This window comes from Cellulomonas aerilata (assembly GCF_007991755.1).
GTDB lineage: Bacteria > Actinomycetota > Actinomycetes > Actinomycetales > Cellulomonadaceae > Pengzhenrongella > Pengzhenrongella aerilata.
Genome location: NZ_BJYY01000014.1, coordinates 1 through 16,999 on the forward strand (window position 1 = coordinate 1; position 16,999 = coordinate 16,999).

The window sequence follows — 16,999 nt, forward strand, 5'->3', positions numbered from 1 at the left end:
CGACGTCGCTCTCGGCGTACCCGGGCACGCACGCGGGCGCATGCGCGGCGGGCGCGGTGCGGTGGGGCGTTGGGCCGAACGGGTCACCCGAGAACTCGTCCGGGCAATTCCTCACTCGGCCGGGGGAGGACCCGATGAGCAAGGTGTCCGGCCATGGAAGGCGGGACAGCAGGTTCGGGCCAACACACGGAGGAAATCATCATGGCTCTCTCGATCAACACGAACGTCGCGGCGCTCAACGCGTACCGCAACCTCAACACCACGCAGAACGACCTGGGCAAGTCCCTGGAGAAGCTCTCGTCCGGCTTCCGCATCAACCGCGCTGCGGACGACGCGGCCGGCCTGGCGATCTCCGAGGGCATGCGCTCCCAGATCGGCGGCATCAAGATGGGCATCCGCAACGCTCAGGACGGCATCTCCGTCGTCCAGACCGCTGAGGGCGCCCTGAACGAGACGCACTCCATCCTGCAGCGCATGCGTGACCTCTCGGTCCAGGCGTCGAACGGTGGCGCGCTGAACGCCGAGGCCAAGGGCAACATCCAGTCCGAGGTCAAGCAGCTCAAGTCGGAGCTCACCCGCATCGCCGACACCACGAAGTTCAACGGCCAGGAGCTGCTCAAGGGCGGCTACGAGGGCACGTTCCAGGTCGGCGCCAACGTCGGCGAGAAGATCGACGTCAAGGTCGCCCAGAACATGAGCGCCACCGGCCTGGGTGTGGCCGACGTCGACGTCACCGCCAACGCGACGCAGTACAGCGGTGTCGTGGACCTCTCGTCCGCGACCGCTCCCGGTACGGCCGGTGCCACGTCCATCGAGGTCGACGGCAAGAGCTTCGCGGTCGACCTGTCCTCGGGTTGGGACGCTGCGGGCACCCCCGCCGCGGCCAAGAAGAACCACGAGCTGGTGCAGAAGGCCGTGGACACGGCGCTGAAGAACACCGACTACACCGCCACGGTCAACGAGTTCGGCAAGGTGTCGCTGGGCGGCGCCGCGATCGCCACCAGCGCGACCGTCTTCGGTGCGGCTGCGACCTCCGAGGTCATCACGGGCGGTGGCGCGAACAAGGCCATCGACGCGATCGACGGCGCGATCAAGAAGGTCTCCACGACCCGGTCCGACCTGGGTGCCGTGCAGAACCGCTTCGAGCACACCATCAACAACCTCAACGTCGCGGTGGAGAACCTGTCCGCGTCCGAGAGCCGGATCCGCGACACCGACATGGCTCAGGAGACCCTGAAGTTCAGCCGCTCGCAGATCCTGTCGCAGGCCGGCACCGCCATGCTCGCGCAGGCGAAGTCGATCCCGCAGGGTGTGCTGCAGCTCCTGCAGTGATCCAGGGCCCTGGGGGCCACCGGATGACCGCATGACTGCGCAGCAGGACCGCACGACCGCATGACCGCACCGGCGGTGGGCAGACGACCAGTCAGCCCACCGCCGGTGCGCTACCTACCGGGGGCACCATCGCCTCGGCACCACACGCACGAGGGGGACACGCATGGCCGGGATGGCTGTCGACGGGCTGGTCAGCGGTATCAACACCACCGAGATGATCGGCCAGCTGATGCAGCTGGAGGCGGCGCCGCAGACTCTGCTCAAGAGCAAGGTCACCAAGGCGGAGAGTCTCGTGTCCGCGCTGCAGTCCCTCAACACCAAGCTCTCGTCCCTGAAGGACTCGGCAGCCAAGGCGGCGTCGGCGACCTCGTGGCAGGCGGTCACGGCGTCCAGCAGCACGCCGTCGGTCACCGCGACCGCCGCCGGCACCGCACTTCCCTCGACCCTGACGTTCACCGTCGACCGGGTCGCCACCCGCCAGACCTCGGTCAGCGGCAACGTGTCGAAGCTGGCGGACTTCGTCGGGACGCCGCCTCCCACCGAGCTCACGCTCATGAAGGGCAAGGACGCCGCCTCGGCGACCTTCACGAAGATCGACCTGACGGACGTCACGGACCTCCCCGGGCTCGCCGGTGCCATCAACAAGGCCGGCGCAGGCGTCAGCGCGACGCTCGTGACCGTCAACGGCGCCACCAAGGTCCAGCTCACCGGCAAGGACACCGGCGACGCCTCGGCCTTCGACCTCCACCGGGGAGCCGTCACCGCGACGACGGTCAGCGGTGCGACGCGGCTCCTCGGGCGTGGCACCGCAGCCGCGGACAACGGTCCGGCGGGCGGCGCCGCGATCACCGTCGCCCAGGACGCCAAGGTCACGCTGTGGAGCGGCACCGCCGCCGCGTCTGAGGTGACGTCCGCGTCGAACACGTTCAAGGACGTCGTCGCCGGCGTGAGCTTCACCGTCTCCGCCGTGGAGACCGACCCGCTGAAGAAGTCGGTCACCGTCACCGTGGGACGCGACGACGCCGCGCTCAAGAAGCTCGGGTCCGACCTGGTGACGAACATCGGCACGGTGCTGTCCGAGGTCGCCTCGCGCACGAAGGTGACGACGACCACGTCCAGCGACGGGCGGCAGGTCGTCTCCGGCGGTGTGCTCTCGGCCGACAGCGCGACCCGCCAGGTCCGTCAGTCCGTCACGTCGGCGGCGTCCCTGCCGGTCAGCGTGGACGCGACGCTCCCGGCCACGGGGAAGGTTCTCGTGTCCCCTGCGACCGTGGGGATCAACCTCGCCAAGGACGGCACGTTCTCGTTCGACGAGTCGAAGTTCTCCGCGGCCCTGGTGGCCGACCCGGTCCGGACGCAGAAGGTCCTCACCGAGATCGCCACGCGCGTCGAGAAGACGGCCAAGGACCTGTCGGACCCCACCGTCGGCTCGCTGTCCCAGAAGATCAAGGGTCAGCAGAGCCTGGCGAAGAACCTCAGCGAGCAGGTCGACAACTGGGACAGCCGGCTCGCGCTGCGCCGCCGGACGCTCGAGCGGACGTACTCGTCGCTGGAGGTCTCGCTGAGCAACATCAACTCCCAGGCGAACTGGCTGACGTCGCAGCTCGAGTCCCTGAGCGCCAACAAGTAGCGCGCCCGAACCCGCGGACCCCGGAGACCTGACCATGAACTACACCATGACGCGCAACCGCTTCCTCGCCGACACCGTCGCGACGGCCGGCCCCCAGCAGATCCTCACGATGCTGTACGACCGCCTGGTGCTCGACATCAACCGGGCGGAGCTCGCGCTGCGCAAGGGCGAGCGCGCCCAGGCGAGCGACCTGCTCGGGCACGCCCAGGAGATCGTCGGCAGCCTCTCGTCGACTCTCGACGTGGAGGTGTGGGACGGCGGCAAGAGCCTCATGGAGCTGTACATGTACCTGCTCCGCGAGCTCGTCGGTGCCTCGATCGACGGCGACGCCGACCGTGTGGCCGCCTGCGCGTCGATCGTCATCCCCCTGCGCGACGCCTGGCACGAGGCGGCCGCCACGGTCGCCGCGTCGGCCGCGCCCGTCATCCCGACCCAGCGCCCCGGCTCCTTCTTCGGTGAGTCGACCATGGGCGGGGAGCTCGGCGTCGGATGACCGCCGTCCTGCCGCGACCCGCGGGGTCGCCCGCATGGTCCGCGGCATGGACCGATGCCCTGGCCGAGCTCGAGATGAGCGTCGACGAGGCCGAGGCGCTGCTGCGAGCCGCGCACACCCGTGGCGCCGTCGACGTCGCCGCGGTCGCCGGCGTCGGGTCGGGCTGGCAGCCGCCCACAGGTCTCGGCCAGCTCCCCGCGCCGTTGGTCGACCGCGCGAAGGCGCTGCTCGACCGTCAGGTGCGGGTCGCACGCCAGCTCGCGGAGGCCGCTGCGCACAGCCGCCGTCAGCTGCGCGCGGTCGAGGGCATGCGCGCCACGGCCGAGTCCGGCCCCGTCTACATCGACACCGCCGGCTGACACCCTCCACCCGTCCCCCCGTCGCCGAGCGCGACGGGGCACTCGACGACGACGCCCGCTGACCGAGCCGACGCGTCCGACCCCTCCCGCCGAGTGCGACGTCGTGGACCCCTCCCGTCTCACCGAGGGTCCGCAACGTCGCACTCGACGACGACGTCCGCTGACTGAGCCGACCCGTCCAACCTCTCCCGCCCAGTGCGACGTCGCGGACCGTTCCAGTCTCACCAAGGGTCCGCAACGTCGCACTCGACGACGTCGCCCGCTGACTCAGCCGAGGCGTCCAATTCCTCCCGCTCAGTGCGACGTCGTGGACCGCTCCGGTCTCGCTCAGGGTCCGCAACGTCGCACTCCACGACCCGCGCACTCAGCCGAGCCGGCCGGCCGGCCCCGGCGAGTGTGACGTCGTGGACTCGGTTCGTGCCAGCACGGGTCCACTTCGTCGCACTCGGCGATCGGTGGCGGATGCGGACGTGTCGGCCGCGGAGAGGTGAGGTGACGGCTCAGGAGCCGGCCGCTGCCTTGCGCAGGATGCGGATCATGTCGACCACGCGAGCCTCGTCGCGCAGCTGGTGACGGTCGATCACGAGCGTCCGCCATCCGCACGTGTGCAGCGCGTTGAGCCGTCGGCGGTCGAGCGCGATCCGGCCCGGGTCGTCGTGGTGGCTGCCGTCGTACTCGAGCGCCAACCTCAGCTCCGGCCATGCGAGGTCGACGCGCGCGACGAAGCGTCCGCCGGCGTCACGGACCGTGTGCTGCAGTGTCGGCCGCGGGAAGCCCGCCTCGACGACCAGCAGCCGCAGGAGCGACTCCCGGAGCGACTCTGCTCGCCCGTCCATCTCGGTCAGCGCCGGTGCCAACCGCGTGAGGTGCCGAGCGCCGCGGTGCTCGCTGGCCAGCCGGTCGACGTCCTCGGCGGTGACGCCGGTGGCGCGGGCGAGCGCGTCGAGCAACGGGACCGACTGCCGCAAGACGCCGCGTCTGCCCAGGTCGAAGGCGGTGCGCGCGGGTGTGGTCACCGGTCCCCATCGGGAGGGGACCGCCTCGCCCGGTCGGAGGACGTCAGCACGGATTCGGATCTCGGCACGGTTGCGCACCCGAGCGGTCGGTGGGAGCACGACCTCGACCGGCTCGTCGGGCTCGGCCAGGCGGACTCCCCACGCCCACAACGCCGACCGTCCGCCGAGCACGGCCTGCGGCGGCAGTACCGCGCGAGCCGCACGGATGCGGTGCCCGTACGTGAGGTGCAGGTCGGCGCAGGCGTGCGCCCCGCGCAGGACCGAGCGGTACGACGGCCCACGCAAGGTGCGGTCGGTCACCGCGTGCTCGAGCGCGGTGCGCCGCGAGAAGGGCTGGAGCGCCAGCTCGCGGGGAACGGCAGCGGGGGGACGGGGCACCACGGCAGCGTCGGCCGCTGCCACAGTCGGCTTCCGACGCGCCGAGCGTGCCGGTGGACGACGGGCCGCGCCGGCCGCCTGGGGACGCCCCGGTACGCCGTCCCTCACCGGCCCGGCGCACCTCGCTGGGCCCCCCGGCGTCCCGCTTGGGCCGAGTGCGACCTCGTGGACCTTTCTCAAGGACTCAGAGGGCCGAAACGTCGCACTCGACGGCGGAGCGGGCCAGCGCGTGGCCAGGGTCGGCCCCGGCCTCGGCCCCGGCCCCGGCCCGGCGCCGGCGTCGGCGGCGGCGGCGGCGCGAGTGTGACGTCGTGGACCGTTCGGGCGAGGGGAAGGGGCGGGAACGTCGCACTCGGCGGAGGGGTGAGGGGCGGACGGGGAAGCGGGGGGCGGGTGGGGGAGGAGCGGGAGGGGAGGAGCGGGCAGGGGAGGGGCGGGCGGGTGGTGCGGCGCGGGGGCGGGAGACGACTCGGACAAACCCCTCACACCCACCCGCCCACGCCCGATGAGCAGCGTGAGCACGGATCGCTCGCCTCGAAGGCCACGGATCGGCCGACTTCACCTGCTTTCCTCAAGGTGGCCCACCTGTGTTCGACTCCGTGACCTCCGTCGCGCTGAACAGCGCCCTGGACGGCCTCGCGCTGCGCCAGCGCGTCATCGCCGACAACGTCGCCAACATCCAGACTCCCGGCTTCCTCGCCGGTCGGGTCGCCTTCGAGGACTCCCTCGCCGCCGCCGTCTCCGGCGGCTCCGGCGCGGTGACGCCGTCCGTCGCGCGCTCGCTCGAGCCGACCCGCGAGGACGGCAACAACGTCAACCTGGACGCCGAGACGCTGCTCAACGTCGACACGCAGCTGCGCTACCAGCTGGCCTCGCAGGCCGTCGACGGCCAGTTCTCGTCGCTGCGGATCGCGATGGGGTCGCGCTGATGACCGTCTTCGGCGCGATCGGCATCGCGAGCACCGGCCTGACCGTCTACCGCAAGTGGATCGACGCGGTCAGCGACAACCTCTCCAACATGAACACGGTCCGCTCGACGAACGAGGCGGCCTACCAGGCCAAGTACGTCGTCGCGGAGGCGGCCAACTACGGCAACGACACCGACGACGGCGCCGGCGTCCGGGTGCAGGGCATCGCCCTGGGCGACGCCGAGGGCCGCATGGTCTACGAGCCCGACCACCCCCTTGCCGACGAGGGCGGGTACGTCAAGTACCCCGACATCGACATGTCGAGCCAGATGACGCAGCTGATCATGGCGCAGCGCGGCTACCAGGCGAACGCCGCGGTCGTGGACCGGGCCAAGGAGTCCTACCAGGCAGCACTGCAGATCGGACGGTCCTGATGTCCATCCCCGCGATCGGCGCCGTCTCCGGCGTCACCGGCACCGGCTACCTCGGGGCGCTGGACGCCCTGGGCGCCACCTCGACGGCGGGCGGTGCGGCGGGAGCCGCCTCGGGTACGGACGCCGCCTTCGGCGCCGCGCTGGCCGGCTCCGTCGACAGCCTGCAGCGGGCGCAGTCCACGTCGAACGACCTGGCCGTCAAGGCCGTCACCGGTGACCTGGACGACGTGCACGACTACACCGTCGCCTCGAGCCAGGCGAAGGTCGCCCTCGAGCTGACCGCCGCGGTCCGCAACAAGGCCGTCGAGGCCTTCACCGAGATCATGAGGATGCAGGCCTGATGCCCACCCAGATCACCGCACTGCTCGAGCGCGCCAAGGGCGTCGCCGGCCAGTTCAGCCTCGCGCAGCGCACGCTCGCGATCATCGGCGTCGCCGGCCTCGTGCTGGGCCTGGTCGCCCTGTCGAGCTGGATGAGCAAGCCGACCATGAGCCCGCTGTTCTCGGGCGTATCGGCGGCCGACGCCAGCGCGATCGTCGACCAGCTCGAGGGCGAGGGCGTGGCCTACGAGCTCGCCGACGGCGGCGGGACGATCCTGGTCCCGGCGGACAAGCTCTACGCGACCCGCATCAGCGTCGCCGCGGCCGGGCTGCCGGCCGACTCGGAGGAGGGCGGCTACTCGCTCCTGGACGACATGGGCATGACCGCCTCGGAGTTCCAGCAGCAGGTCACCTACCAGCGGGCCATGGAGGGCGAGCTCTCCAAGACCATCGGCGCGATCGCCGGCGTCAAGACGGCGACCGTCAAGCTCGCGGTGCCCGAGGAGTCGGTGTTCGTCGACGAGCAGGCCGACCCCACCGCGTCGGTGTTCGTCGAGACCAAGCAGGGCGTCGACCTCGAGGCCGGCCAGGTCCAGGCGATCGTCCACCTGGTCTCGTCCGGCATCCCCGGCATGAACCCCACCGACGTCGCCGTCATCGACGCGGACGGCACCGTCCTGTCCGCGATCGGCGGCTCGACCGCCGGGGGGCTGGCCGACCAGCAGACGGGGGAGTACGAGACCCGCGTCGCCGCGTCCGTCCAGACGATGCTCGACCGCGTGGTCGGCGTCGGCAAGGCCGTCGTCGCTGTCACCGCCGACCTCAACTACGACAACACCGACCGCACCAGCGAGACCTTCGACGCGACCGCGGACGTCCCGCCGCTGTCGTCCTCCACGACCCGCGAGGAGTACACGGGCGCCGGCGGCGCCCCCGTGGGCGGCGTCCTGGGCCCGGACAACATCGCGGTGCCCGGTGGTGGCGCCGGCGACAGCAGCTACCTCAAGGAGACCGAGGTCCTGAACCCCGCCGTCAACAAGGTCACCGAGCACACCACGACGGCGCCCGGCAGCGTCCAGCGCCAGTCCGTCTCGGTCGTCGTGGACGCCGGGGCAGCCGCCGCCATCAACATGGTCGACCTGGAGGCGCTCGTCACCGCTGCCGCCGGGGTGGACGTCGCCCGCGGCGACACCGTCGAGGTCGCCCGGATGGCCTTCGACACCCAGTCCGCCGAGGCCGCGCAGGAGGCCCTCGCGGCCGCCGCGGCCGAGGAGAAGGCGGCCCAGCAGGCCGAGCTGTACCGCACCGCGGCGATCGCCGGTGGCGTCGTCCTGCTCCTGCTGGTCGCGCTGATCATGGCCAAGCGCCGGTCCCGCCGGGCCCGCCGCGAGGCGCTGGACCTGGGCGAGCTGCAGATCGTCGAGGCGCCGCAGCTGCCCTTCGACCCGACCGACACCGCCCTCGCCCTGCCGGCCCCCGAGCCGGTGGTCGACGAGTCCGCCGTCCGCCGCGCCGAGATCGGCGCGCTGGCGGACGAGTCGCCGGGTGAGGTCGCCGATCTGCTCCGAGGCTGGCTCGTGGAAGGGAGCAAGCGATGACCGTCGCCGTCGTCGAGGACACCGAGACCGCCGTCGTGCCGGCCGCGGCCCTCAAGCCCAAGCCCGCCATGACCCTCAACGGCATCCAGAAGGCCGCCGTCGTCATCATGCAGCTCGGCCGGGAGCGCGGGGCCAAGGTCCTGGCGCAGCTCGGCGAGACGGAGATCGACGAGATCACCGCCGAGATCGTCCGGCTCGAGAGCATCGACAGCGCGACCGTCGAGAGCGTCGTCGAGGAGTTCCACGCGGTCTCCATCCAGGGGCCCAGCCTGATCGCCCGCGGTGGTCTGTCCTACGCGCAGGAGCTGCTCGAGGCGTCGCTGGGCGCCGAGCGCGCCGCCAGCGTGATGGACCGGCTCGCGGCCGCGATGGCCGGCCAGCCGTTCGAGTTCCTGCAGCACGCGGACGCCAAGCAGATCCTGTCCCTGCTGAACGGCGAGCACCCGCAGACCATGGCGCTCGTGCTGGCCCACCTGCGCCCCGAGCACGCCTCGGCGATCATGGCCGGCCTCGCGCCGGAGAACCAGGCGGAGGTGGCCCACCGCATCGCGCTGATGGAGCGCGCCTCGCCGGACGTCGTGGCGGTCGTCGCCGAGACGCTGCAGCGCAAGGCGTCCTCGGTGCTCTCGCCGCAGGAGACGTCCGCGGTGGGCGGCGTGCAGCCGCTGGTCGACATCATCAACCGCGCCGACCCCGGCACGGAGAAGCTGATCCTCGAGGGGCTCGAGATCCGGGACAAGGAGCTCGCGGACGAGGTCCGCAGCCGCATGTTCGTGTTCGCCGACGTCGTCATGCTCGACGACCGCGCTGTCCAGCTCGTGCTGCGCGGCATCGAGAGCGCGGCCCTGTCCGTGGCGCTCAAGGGCGCGGCCGACGAGGTGCGCGACAAGATCCTCACGAACCTGTCCGAGCGTGCCCGCGAGAACCTCGTCGAGGAGATCGAGATGCTCGGCCCGACGCGCCTGTCGCAGGTCGAGGAGGCGCGCGCCGGCATCGTCCAGGCCATCCGCCGCCTCGAGGAGACCGGCCAGATCGTCATCCGTCGCGAGGGCGAGGACGAGTATGTCTGAGCAGGTCACCGCACCGTTCCGGCCCGCGCCGGTCGGCGGGGTGCTCGACACGGGCGCCGGCCGCACGTCCGCGCAGGCCGAGCAGGCCCGCGCCGCCGGCTGGTCCGCGGGCTGGGCCGCCGGCGCCCGCGCCGCGGCGGAGGCCGCCCGTGCCCAGCGGGAGGCGCTGCTCGCCGAGCACGCCGCCGCCGAGGAGGCCCGCGCGGCGCAGGTCGCCGGTGCGGTCGCCGTCCTGCGCCGTGCCGCCGAGGCGGCCGCCGCACGGACCGCGCCGGTCCTCCAGGACGCCGCGGCCACGCTCGACGAGGGTGCGGTGCTGCTCGCGCAGGCCGTGCTGGGCGCCGAGCTCGCGGACGGCGCCGACCGGGCCCGCGCGGCGCTGGCCCGTGCGCTGAGCCTGCCGCTCGACGCCGGCGTCCACACCGTGAGGCTGCACCCGTCCGACCTGGCCGCCGTCACGGCTGCCGGGGCCGCGGTGCCCGCCGGCGTGCAGCTGGTCGCGGACGGGTCCCTGCGGCCCGGGGACGCGGTCAGCGAGCTGGCGGACGGGTTCCTCGACGCCCGCATCTCCACGGCGGTCGAGCGCGCCGCGCGGGCCCTCGCCGCGGTCGACACGCTGCCGGGGGACCTCGCGTGAGCGCGTCCCTGACCCGCAGCACCCGCTGGCAGACGGCGCTCGGCGCCGCCGCACCGGAGCGGGTGGGCACCGTGCGCACCGTCGTCGGGCTGTCCGTCGAGGTCGCCGGCGTCGACTGCCCGGTCGGTGGGCTCGTGCGCATCGGCGACCCCGACACCGACGGCGGCGGCGTGCTCGCCGAGGTGGTCGCCACCACCCGCGACGGCGCGCGCTGCATGCCGCTCGGCCCGCTCGACGGCCTGCGGGCCGGCACCCCGGTGCGCAGCCTCGGTCGCTCGCTGACCGCACCGGTCGGGTACGGCCTGCTCGGTCGCGTGCTGGACGGCCTCGGCCGACCGATCGACGGCAAGGGCCCGCTCGCCGCGGCCGGCTCCGTCCCGGTCGCCGGGACCGCCCCGAACGCCATGACGCGGGCCCGCGTCGACACCCCGCTCAGCCTGGGTGTGCGCGTCATGGACACCCTCACCGCCGTGGGACGCGGGCAGCGCATGGGTCTGTTCGCCGGCTCCGGCGTCGGCAAGTCCAGCCTGCTGTCGATGATCGCCCGCGGCACCGACGCCGAGCTCACCGTCATCGCCCTGGTCGGCGAGCGCGGTCGCGAGGTCCGCGAGTTCCTCGAGGACGACCTGGGTCCCGAGGGCCTGGCCCGCTCCGTCGTCGTGGTCGCCACCTCCGACGAGCCGGCGCTGGTCCGCCTGCGCTCGGCGTTCCTGGCCACCCGCATCGCGGAGTCCTTCCGCGACGGCGGCGCCGACGTCGTCCTGATGATGGACTCGCTCACCCGCGTCGCCATGGCACAGCGCGAGATCGGCCTGTCCGTCGGCGAGCCGCCCGCGACCCGCGGGTACCCGCCGTCGACCTTCTCCGTGCTCGCCCAGCTGCTCGAGCGCGCGGGCACCGGCGAGACGGGCTCGGTCACCGGCCTCTACACCGTCCTGGTGGACGGCGACGACCACAACGAGCCGGTCGCGGACGCCGCCCGGTCCATCCTGGACGGCCACATCGTCCTGGACCGCAAGCTCGCCACGGCCGGTCACTTCCCCAGCATCGACGCGCTCGGCTCGATCTCCCGGGTCGCCTCGCGCGTCACCACCCGCGACCAGAAGGGGCTGGCCACCGCGCTGCGGACCGTCATGGCCGCGCGCCGCCAGGCCCAGGACCTGCTCGACGTCGGTGCGTACGCCGCCGGGACCAACCCGCTGGTCGACGCCGCGGTCACGCACGCCGACGAGATCGACGACTTCCTGCGGCAGGGCATGGACGAGCAGGTCCCCGCGTCCGACTCCTGGCAGCGGCTGGCGCGCCTCGTCGGCCGGCTCGGGGTCGCCTGATGGAGCGTGCGTTCCGCCTGGCCGGTCTGCTCCGCCTGCGCGAGCTCCAGGAGGACCAGGCGGCCGCCCGGCTCGCCGCGTCCCACGCGGCGCTGCGCGCGGCGGAGCAGCGTCGGCGGGACACGCTGGCGTCGCTGGTCGGCCACACCGTTCCCGAGACCGCCGGGTCACGGGAGTGGCGGCTGGCGCTCACCGGCCGGGCGGCGCTCGCGCACCTGGTGGCGGACGCCGGCGTCGCGGTCGCGGACGCCGGGTACCGGGTCGGCGAGGACACCGCCGACTGGTCGGCCGCCCGCGGGCGCTCCGTCGGCCTCGAGAAGCTCCGCGACAAGCACCGCGAGGCCGTCGCGGTCGAGGACGGCCGGGCCGAGCAGATCGCCCTCGACGAGATCGCGTCCCGCCGGGCGCGCGCCGATCTGGCAGGTCCCTGATGGCCGCGGCCCCGCCCGGGGCCACCCGCTGCACCCCGCCGGGCCCCCGTCGGCCCCGGCTGACGCCCCCGCCGCACCCCTGACCGAGGAGCTCGACACATGAACCTGCAGGCGATCGCCCCGGCAACCGGCCGAGCCGACCCCCTCGCCGGCGGCCGCACGCGCCCCGGTGCCGCCGAGCGCGCGGACGACTTCGCCGCCGTCCTCGGTCACCACGCGGAGCGACCCGACCGCGCGGGCGACGCCGCCGCCGCGCGTCCGGCCGACCGCACCGGCGCCCGCGACCACCAGCGCGACCACCACCGCGACGTCGGCCGCCCGGACCGCGCAGACCGTGCGGACCGCCGCGAGATCGCCGGCCGCGAGCGCACCGACCGGACGGACCGGAGCGACCGGACGGATCGGGCCGACCGGACGGACCGGACGGACCGGGCCGACCGGACGGACCGGGGCGAGCCGACGGACCGGGCCGACCGAGTGGGGGAGACGGCGGACCGCGCGGACGGCGTCGCCGGTGACGAGCCGGCCACGCCGGTCCCGACGCCGGCCGCGGACGGGCCTGTCGGCACCACGGCGCCCGCGGCGGGCGCCCCCGACGCCGCCGGCACGACGGCGGTACCGACCGCACCGACCGGCGACGCGTCGACGACGGCCGCCCCCGCGACGACCGCGGCGGAGGGCGCCGAGCCCGCCGCCACGGAGCCCACCACCGCGGAGGCCACCACCGCCCTCGCCCTGCCGGCGACCGCCCTGGCGGCCGCCGCTGCGCTGGGACGGGCCGCCGGGGCGGCGCCCCTCACGCCTCCGGGCGCCTCCACCGCCACCACGACGGTCACCGATGGCGCCACCACCGTGGCCGGCGCCGACGGCGTCACGCCTGTGGACCCGGCTGCCACGCCGACGTCCGGGGACGCCGCCGTACCGGCGGTGCCCGGTGCACCCACGACGACCGCTCCGGCGCAGCAGCCCGGCGTGACCACGGCGACCGCCCTCGGGCTCGCGGGCTCTGCGGACACCGCGGCCGCGGGAGCCGGGGCGGCGGCAGGGCTCCCGGCGGACGCGGCCGTGTCGACCGCCGCGTCGGCCGCCGCCCCCGGCGCCCCGGCGGTCGACGCAGCCGCCGCGCGAGCCGGGCAGCCGGCCCTGGCGCCCGTCACGACCGCCCCGTCCACGCCGCCCGCCGCAGCCGCAGCGCTCCCGACGCCCGCCGCCCTGGTGGAGCGCGCGGTGGCGACGCAGCTCACCGCGCCGATCGCCTCGCTGCGCACGGCGGCGGCGGGCGAGCACGTCATGGTGGTCCGAGTCAGCCCCGACAGCATCGGCCCGGTCCGCGTGCGGGCCCACATCGGCGCGGAGGGCGTGCGGATCGAGCTCCTCGGTGCGACCGACGGCGCGCGGGAGGCGCTGAAGGTCGCCTTGCCCGATTTGCGCAGAGACCTCATCGCGGCGGGGTTGCCGGCCGATATCTCTCTCGGGTCGGGACGTCAGTCCACCGGAACCTCCACGGACACCGGCTGGAACGGCAACGGCCCGGCCGGTGACCGCAAGCAGGACGGCGGGCGCTCCACCGGTGGCTCGTCGGCCGGTCGCAGCACCGGGCCGGCCGGGCCCGACGGCGCTCCCGCGTCCGCCGGGACCGGTGGACGCGGGCTGGACGTCACGGTCTGACCGCTCCACCAGCAGGACCCCGCTCCACCAGCCGGACCTCGCTCCACCAGCCGGACCCCGGACGACCAGCTCGACCAGCACGACCCGCAGCTCGACCCATGTGCCCGACCCCACGGAGGACCGCCAGTGAGCATCGACAGCATCACCTCGGCCAGCGGCGGCATCTACTCCGCCGCGGCCGTCGAGGCGAGCGCCGCCAAGGACCCCTCCAAGCTCGGCAAGCAGGCGTTCCTCCAGCTCCTGATCGCCCAGATGAGCAACCAGGACCCGAGCAAGCCGATGGACAGCGACTCGCTGATGACGCAGACCAGCCAGATGGCGTCCATGGAGTCGCTCACGGAGCTGTCCACCACCCAGCGCGAGAGCTTCGCGCTCCAGATGCGCGCGAACGCCGCGGGCATGGTCGGCCAGGACGTCAGCTACCTCGGCCCCGACGGCACCACGACGGTCACCGGGACGGCGACCACCGTCTCGTTCGCCGGCACCGTGCCCACCGTCACGGTCGACGGCGTGGAGGTCGCGCTCGACGCGGTCTCGGCGCTCTCCGTGCGCCGCCCGACCCCGGCCGCCTGACCGCGCCACCCGCTCGACGACCCGTCACAGACCACCGAAGGAACGGACCTCTCCATGCTTCGCTCGCTCTTCTCCGGCATCAGCGGCCTCCGCGCACACCAGACCATGCTCGACGTCACCGGCAACAACATCTCCAACGTCAACACCGCCGGCTTCAAGGCGTCCCAGACGCAGTTCCAGGACACGCTCTCCCAGGTCCTGACGAACGCGGGCGGCGCGCAGCAGGGCGTCGCGGGTGGCACGAACCCGGCGCAGGTCGGGCTCGGCGTCCGGGTCGCGGGCATCACCACGAACTTCCAGCAGGGCTCGTCGCAGCTGACCAACCGCAGCACCGACATGATGATCAACGGCGACGGGTTCTTCACGGTCCGCAACGGTGCGGAGCAGATGTACACCCGTGCCGGGTCGTTCAACTTCGACTCCCTCGGTCAGCTGGTCACGGCCGACGGCTCGCTCGTCCAGGGCTGGGCCGCCGACGCCGACGGCGCCGTCGACACGACCGGCGCGCTGGACACCCTGCAGCTGCCGATCACGACGCTCATGGGCGCCAAGGCCACCCAGGGCGTGGACTTCAAGGGCAACCTGCCGTCCGACGCCGCCGTCGACACGGTGCTGAACCGCACGATCGACGTCTACGACGACCGCGGCAACGCCAGCGCGCTCGCCGTCACCTTCACCAAGGCCGCGACGGGCTGGACGGTCCAGACCCCCTTCTCGGGCGGCCCGCAGCCGATGACGTTCACCGATCGGGGTGCGCTGACCGGCCCGGCGACGATCGCGGGCGGACCCGGCGTGACCGTCGACCTGAGCACGCTGACCGGCTACGCCGGCATCACCTCGGTCGAGGCGGCGTCGCAGGACGGCCGGGAGGCCGGCAGCCTCCAGTCGTTCTCCCTGAACGCGGACGGCACGCTCATGGGGTCGTTCAGCAACGGCCTCAAGCAGGCCATCGGCCAGATCGCCCTGGCGAGCTTCGCCAACCCGACCGGTCTGTCCAAGGCCGGCAGCTCGCTCTTCCGGACCTCGGTCAACTCCGGTGAGCCGATGATCGGCACCGCGGCCACCGGCGGGCGGGGGTCCCTGGCCGGGGGCGCGCTGGAGATGTCGAACGTCGACCTGTCCAGCGAGTTCACCAGCCTGATCATCGCCCAGCGCGGCTTCCAGGCGAACTCCCGCGTCATCACGACGTCGGACGAGCTGCTGCAGGAGCTGGTCAACCTCAAGCGCTGATCCCCGCTGCAGACGGCAGGACGCCTGCGACCGCACCCGCGGTCGCCGGCGTCCTGCTCTCGTCGTGCAGTGGTGCGGTCGTGCTTTCGCGCGACTTTCCCTCCGGTTTCGTCCGGTGCACGTCGGGGCCTTAGGGTGCACCGCGGATCGGCCGGCCGTCGCGCACGTGGACAGCCGGCTCCGGTCGGACGGGCGACGTCGTCGCGACGGCCAGGTCCGGTGCGTCGCTGAGCTCTTGGGGGAGAGTGGATGTCCGAGGTGACCGGAAAGCGCAGTCCTACCGTCGTGCAGGTCCGGGCCGCCGCAGCGGCCGGTGCACCGGGACATCCGGCCGGCGACGCGGCGGACGACGGCGCGGCGGGCCCCGCCGACGAGCTGATCCAGGCCGCTCTCGCCGGGGCGCGCGAGTTCCTCGGCATGGACGTCGCCTTCGTCGGCGAGTTCACCGAGGACCTGCGGGTGTTCCGCCACGTCGCGGACGACGGCCACGGACCGGTGCGGGTCGGCGCCGCCCACCGGCTCGAGGACACCTTCTGCCAGCGCGTGGTCGACGGCCGCCTGCCGAGCCTGATGACCGACGCCGGGGCGAACCTCGAGGCCGCCGCCCTGCCGGTCACCCGGGTCCTGCCGGTGGGTGCCCACCTCAGCGTGCCCATCACGCTCCCGGACGGCCGCCTCTACGGGACCCTGTGCGCGTTCAGCGCCGACCCGATGCCCGAGCTGTCCGAGCAGCACCTCGGAGCCCTGCGCCTGCTGTCCGCGCTGCTCGCCGGCTCGCTGGCCGCCGGCTCGCGGGCCCGCGAGGAGCAGTCGGCCGCCCGGGCCGAGATCCTCGCGGTGATCGGGGGGCAGGACTTCACCACGGCGCTGCAGCCCATCGTCGAGCTGAGCACCGGTCGCCGGGTGGGCTTCGAGGCGCTGACCCGGTTCGGCGAGGGGTCGCCGGACGTGTGGTTCTCCCGTGCGGCCGCGTCGGGCCTGGGGACCGCACTGGAGCTGGCCGCCCTCGACGCCGCCGTGCGGCACCTGCCGGGTCTCCCGGCCGACGAGTACCTCGCGGTCAACCTCTCCGCGGCAGTCCTGTGCTCGGGCGAGTTCGCCGCCCGGATCCCGACGCTGCCGCTGCACCGCCTGGTCGTCGAGCTGACCGAGCAGACCGAGGTCAGCAGTCACGTCGACGTGTCCCAGGTCGTCGCCGCCCTGCGCGCCGGCGGCGCCCGTGTCGCCGTCGACGACGCCGGGTCCGGCTACGCGGGGCTGCACCGGATCGTGGCCCTGGGCCCGGACATCCTCAAGCTCGACCTGGAGCTCATCCGCGGGATCGACCACGACCCCGCACGGCAGTCGCTCACCCTGGCGATGTGCCAGTTCGCCCGGCAGACCGGTGCGACCGTGATCGCCGAGGGGATCGAGTCCGCCGCCCAGCTCGACACGCTGGCGTCGCTGGGCGTCGGCCACGGGCAGGGCTTCCACCTGGGTCGCCCCGCACCGCCGGCCACCTTCGGCCTCCCCGAGCGCACGACGTGCCCGGGCCCGCCGACGCCGCGGCGGGCACCCGAGGGGGTCTGACGGGACGGGGACCTGGGGACCT

At 73.7% G+C, this 16,999-nt stretch carries 17 protein-coding genes; 16 read left to right on the forward strand and 1 reads right to left on the reverse strand.

Going from position 1 to position 16,999, the window contains the following annotated elements; translation table 11 throughout:
- The first annotated feature begins 201 nt into the window (after positions 1-201).
- The 4 genes from CAE01nite_RS10960 (at position 202) to CAE01nite_RS10975 (ending at position 3,814) form a co-directional block, all read left to right on the forward strand.
- Positions 202-1,332: a flagellin N-terminal helical domain-containing protein gene (locus CAE01nite_RS10960; RefSeq protein ID WP_146904145.1), complete on the forward strand. Its 1,131-nt coding sequence runs from the start codon at positions 202-204 to the stop codon at positions 1,330-1,332.
- A gap of 163 nt (positions 1,333-1,495) precedes the next feature.
- Positions 1,496-2,962, forward strand: coding sequence for a flagellar filament capping protein FliD (gene fliD, locus CAE01nite_RS10965; RefSeq protein ID WP_146904147.1), 1,467 nt, complete (start codon positions 1,496-1,498; stop codon positions 2,960-2,962).
- A gap of 34 nt (positions 2,963-2,996) precedes the next feature.
- On the forward strand, positions 2,997-3,455 hold the full coding sequence (gene fliS / locus CAE01nite_RS10970; RefSeq protein ID WP_146904150.1) for a flagellar export chaperone FliS: 459 nt from the start codon (positions 2,997-2,999) through the stop codon (positions 3,453-3,455).
- Entirely contained in the window at positions 3,452-3,814 is a 363-nt protein-coding gene (locus CAE01nite_RS10975) for a hypothetical protein (protein WP_146904153.1), read from the forward strand. Before fliS ends, CAE01nite_RS10975 begins: the two co-directional genes overlap by 4 nt.
- A gap of 500 nt (positions 3,815-4,314) precedes the next feature.
- Here the strand turns inward: CAE01nite_RS10975 and CAE01nite_RS10980 are convergent, their stop codons facing one another.
- A complete protein-coding gene (locus CAE01nite_RS10980; protein ID WP_186816550.1) occupies positions 4,315-5,208 on the reverse strand; it encodes a type IV toxin-antitoxin system AbiEi family antitoxin in 894 nt (297 codons plus the stop codon).
- Positions 5,209-5,795: 587 nt separating this feature from the next.
- Here CAE01nite_RS10980 and CAE01nite_RS10985 point away from each other — a divergent pair.
- The 12 genes from CAE01nite_RS10985 to CAE01nite_RS11040 all read left to right on the forward strand — a co-directional run bounded on the left by CAE01nite_RS10985 (position 5,796) and on the right by CAE01nite_RS11040 (position 16,977).
- Entirely contained in the window at positions 5,796-6,137 is a 342-nt protein-coding gene (locus CAE01nite_RS10985) for a flagellar basal body rod protein FlgB (protein WP_146904159.1), read from the forward strand.
- Entirely contained in the window at positions 6,137-6,550 is a 414-nt protein-coding gene (gene flgC / locus CAE01nite_RS10990) for a flagellar basal body rod protein FlgC (RefSeq protein WP_146904162.1), read from the forward strand. The genes CAE01nite_RS10985 and flgC overlap by 1 nt, the downstream gene beginning before the upstream one ends.
- Positions 6,550-6,891 (forward strand): flagellar hook-basal body complex protein FliE, encoded by a 342-nt coding sequence (gene fliE, locus CAE01nite_RS10995; protein ID WP_146904165.1) that lies wholly within the window; start codon positions 6,550-6,552, stop codon positions 6,889-6,891. The genes flgC and fliE overlap by 1 nt, the downstream gene beginning before the upstream one ends.
- A complete protein-coding gene (gene fliF / locus CAE01nite_RS11000) occupies positions 6,891-8,468 on the forward strand; it encodes a flagellar basal-body MS-ring/collar protein FliF (protein WP_146904167.1) in 1,578 nt (525 codons plus the stop codon). Before fliE ends, fliF begins: the two co-directional genes overlap by 1 nt.
- 68 nt (positions 8,469-8,536) lie before the next feature.
- Positions 8,537-9,538 (forward strand): flagellar motor switch protein FliG, encoded by a 1,002-nt coding sequence (gene fliG, locus CAE01nite_RS11005; RefSeq protein ID WP_146904596.1) that lies wholly within the window; start codon positions 8,537-8,539, stop codon positions 9,536-9,538.
- On the forward strand, positions 9,531-10,175 hold the full coding sequence (locus tag CAE01nite_RS11010) for a FliH/SctL family protein (protein ID WP_146904170.1): 645 nt from the start codon (positions 9,531-9,533) through the stop codon (positions 10,173-10,175). Before fliG ends, CAE01nite_RS11010 begins: the two co-directional genes overlap by 8 nt.
- On the forward strand, positions 10,172-11,506 hold the full coding sequence (locus CAE01nite_RS11015) for a FliI/YscN family ATPase (protein ID WP_146904173.1): 1,335 nt from the start codon (positions 10,172-10,174) through the stop codon (positions 11,504-11,506). Before CAE01nite_RS11010 ends, CAE01nite_RS11015 begins: the two co-directional genes overlap by 4 nt.
- The gene (locus CAE01nite_RS11020) at positions 11,506-11,937 is read left to right on the forward strand and encodes a flagellar FliJ family protein (protein WP_146904176.1); all 432 of its coding nucleotides are present in this window, start codon (positions 11,506-11,508) and stop codon (positions 11,935-11,937) included. Before CAE01nite_RS11015 ends, CAE01nite_RS11020 begins: the two co-directional genes overlap by 1 nt.
- A gap of 99 nt (positions 11,938-12,036) precedes the next feature.
- The gene (locus tag CAE01nite_RS18775) at positions 12,037-13,605 is read left to right on the forward strand and encodes a flagellar hook-length control protein FliK (RefSeq protein ID WP_146904178.1); all 1,569 of its coding nucleotides are present in this window, start codon (positions 12,037-12,039) and stop codon (positions 13,603-13,605) included.
- Positions 13,606-13,731: 126 nt separating this feature from the next.
- Positions 13,732-14,178 (forward strand): flagellar hook assembly protein FlgD, encoded by a 447-nt coding sequence (locus CAE01nite_RS11030; RefSeq protein ID WP_146904181.1) that lies wholly within the window; start codon positions 13,732-13,734, stop codon positions 14,176-14,178.
- 54 nt (positions 14,179-14,232) lie between these two features.
- On the forward strand, positions 14,233-15,408 hold the full coding sequence (locus CAE01nite_RS11035; protein WP_146904184.1) for a flagellar hook protein FlgE: 1,176 nt from the start codon (positions 14,233-14,235) through the stop codon (positions 15,406-15,408).
- A 249-nt stretch (positions 15,409-15,657) separates the two neighbouring features.
- A complete protein-coding gene (locus tag CAE01nite_RS11040) occupies positions 15,658-16,977 on the forward strand; it encodes a sensor domain-containing phosphodiesterase (protein ID WP_146904187.1) in 1,320 nt (439 codons plus the stop codon).
- The last annotated feature ends 22 nt before the right edge of the window (positions 16,978-16,999 follow it).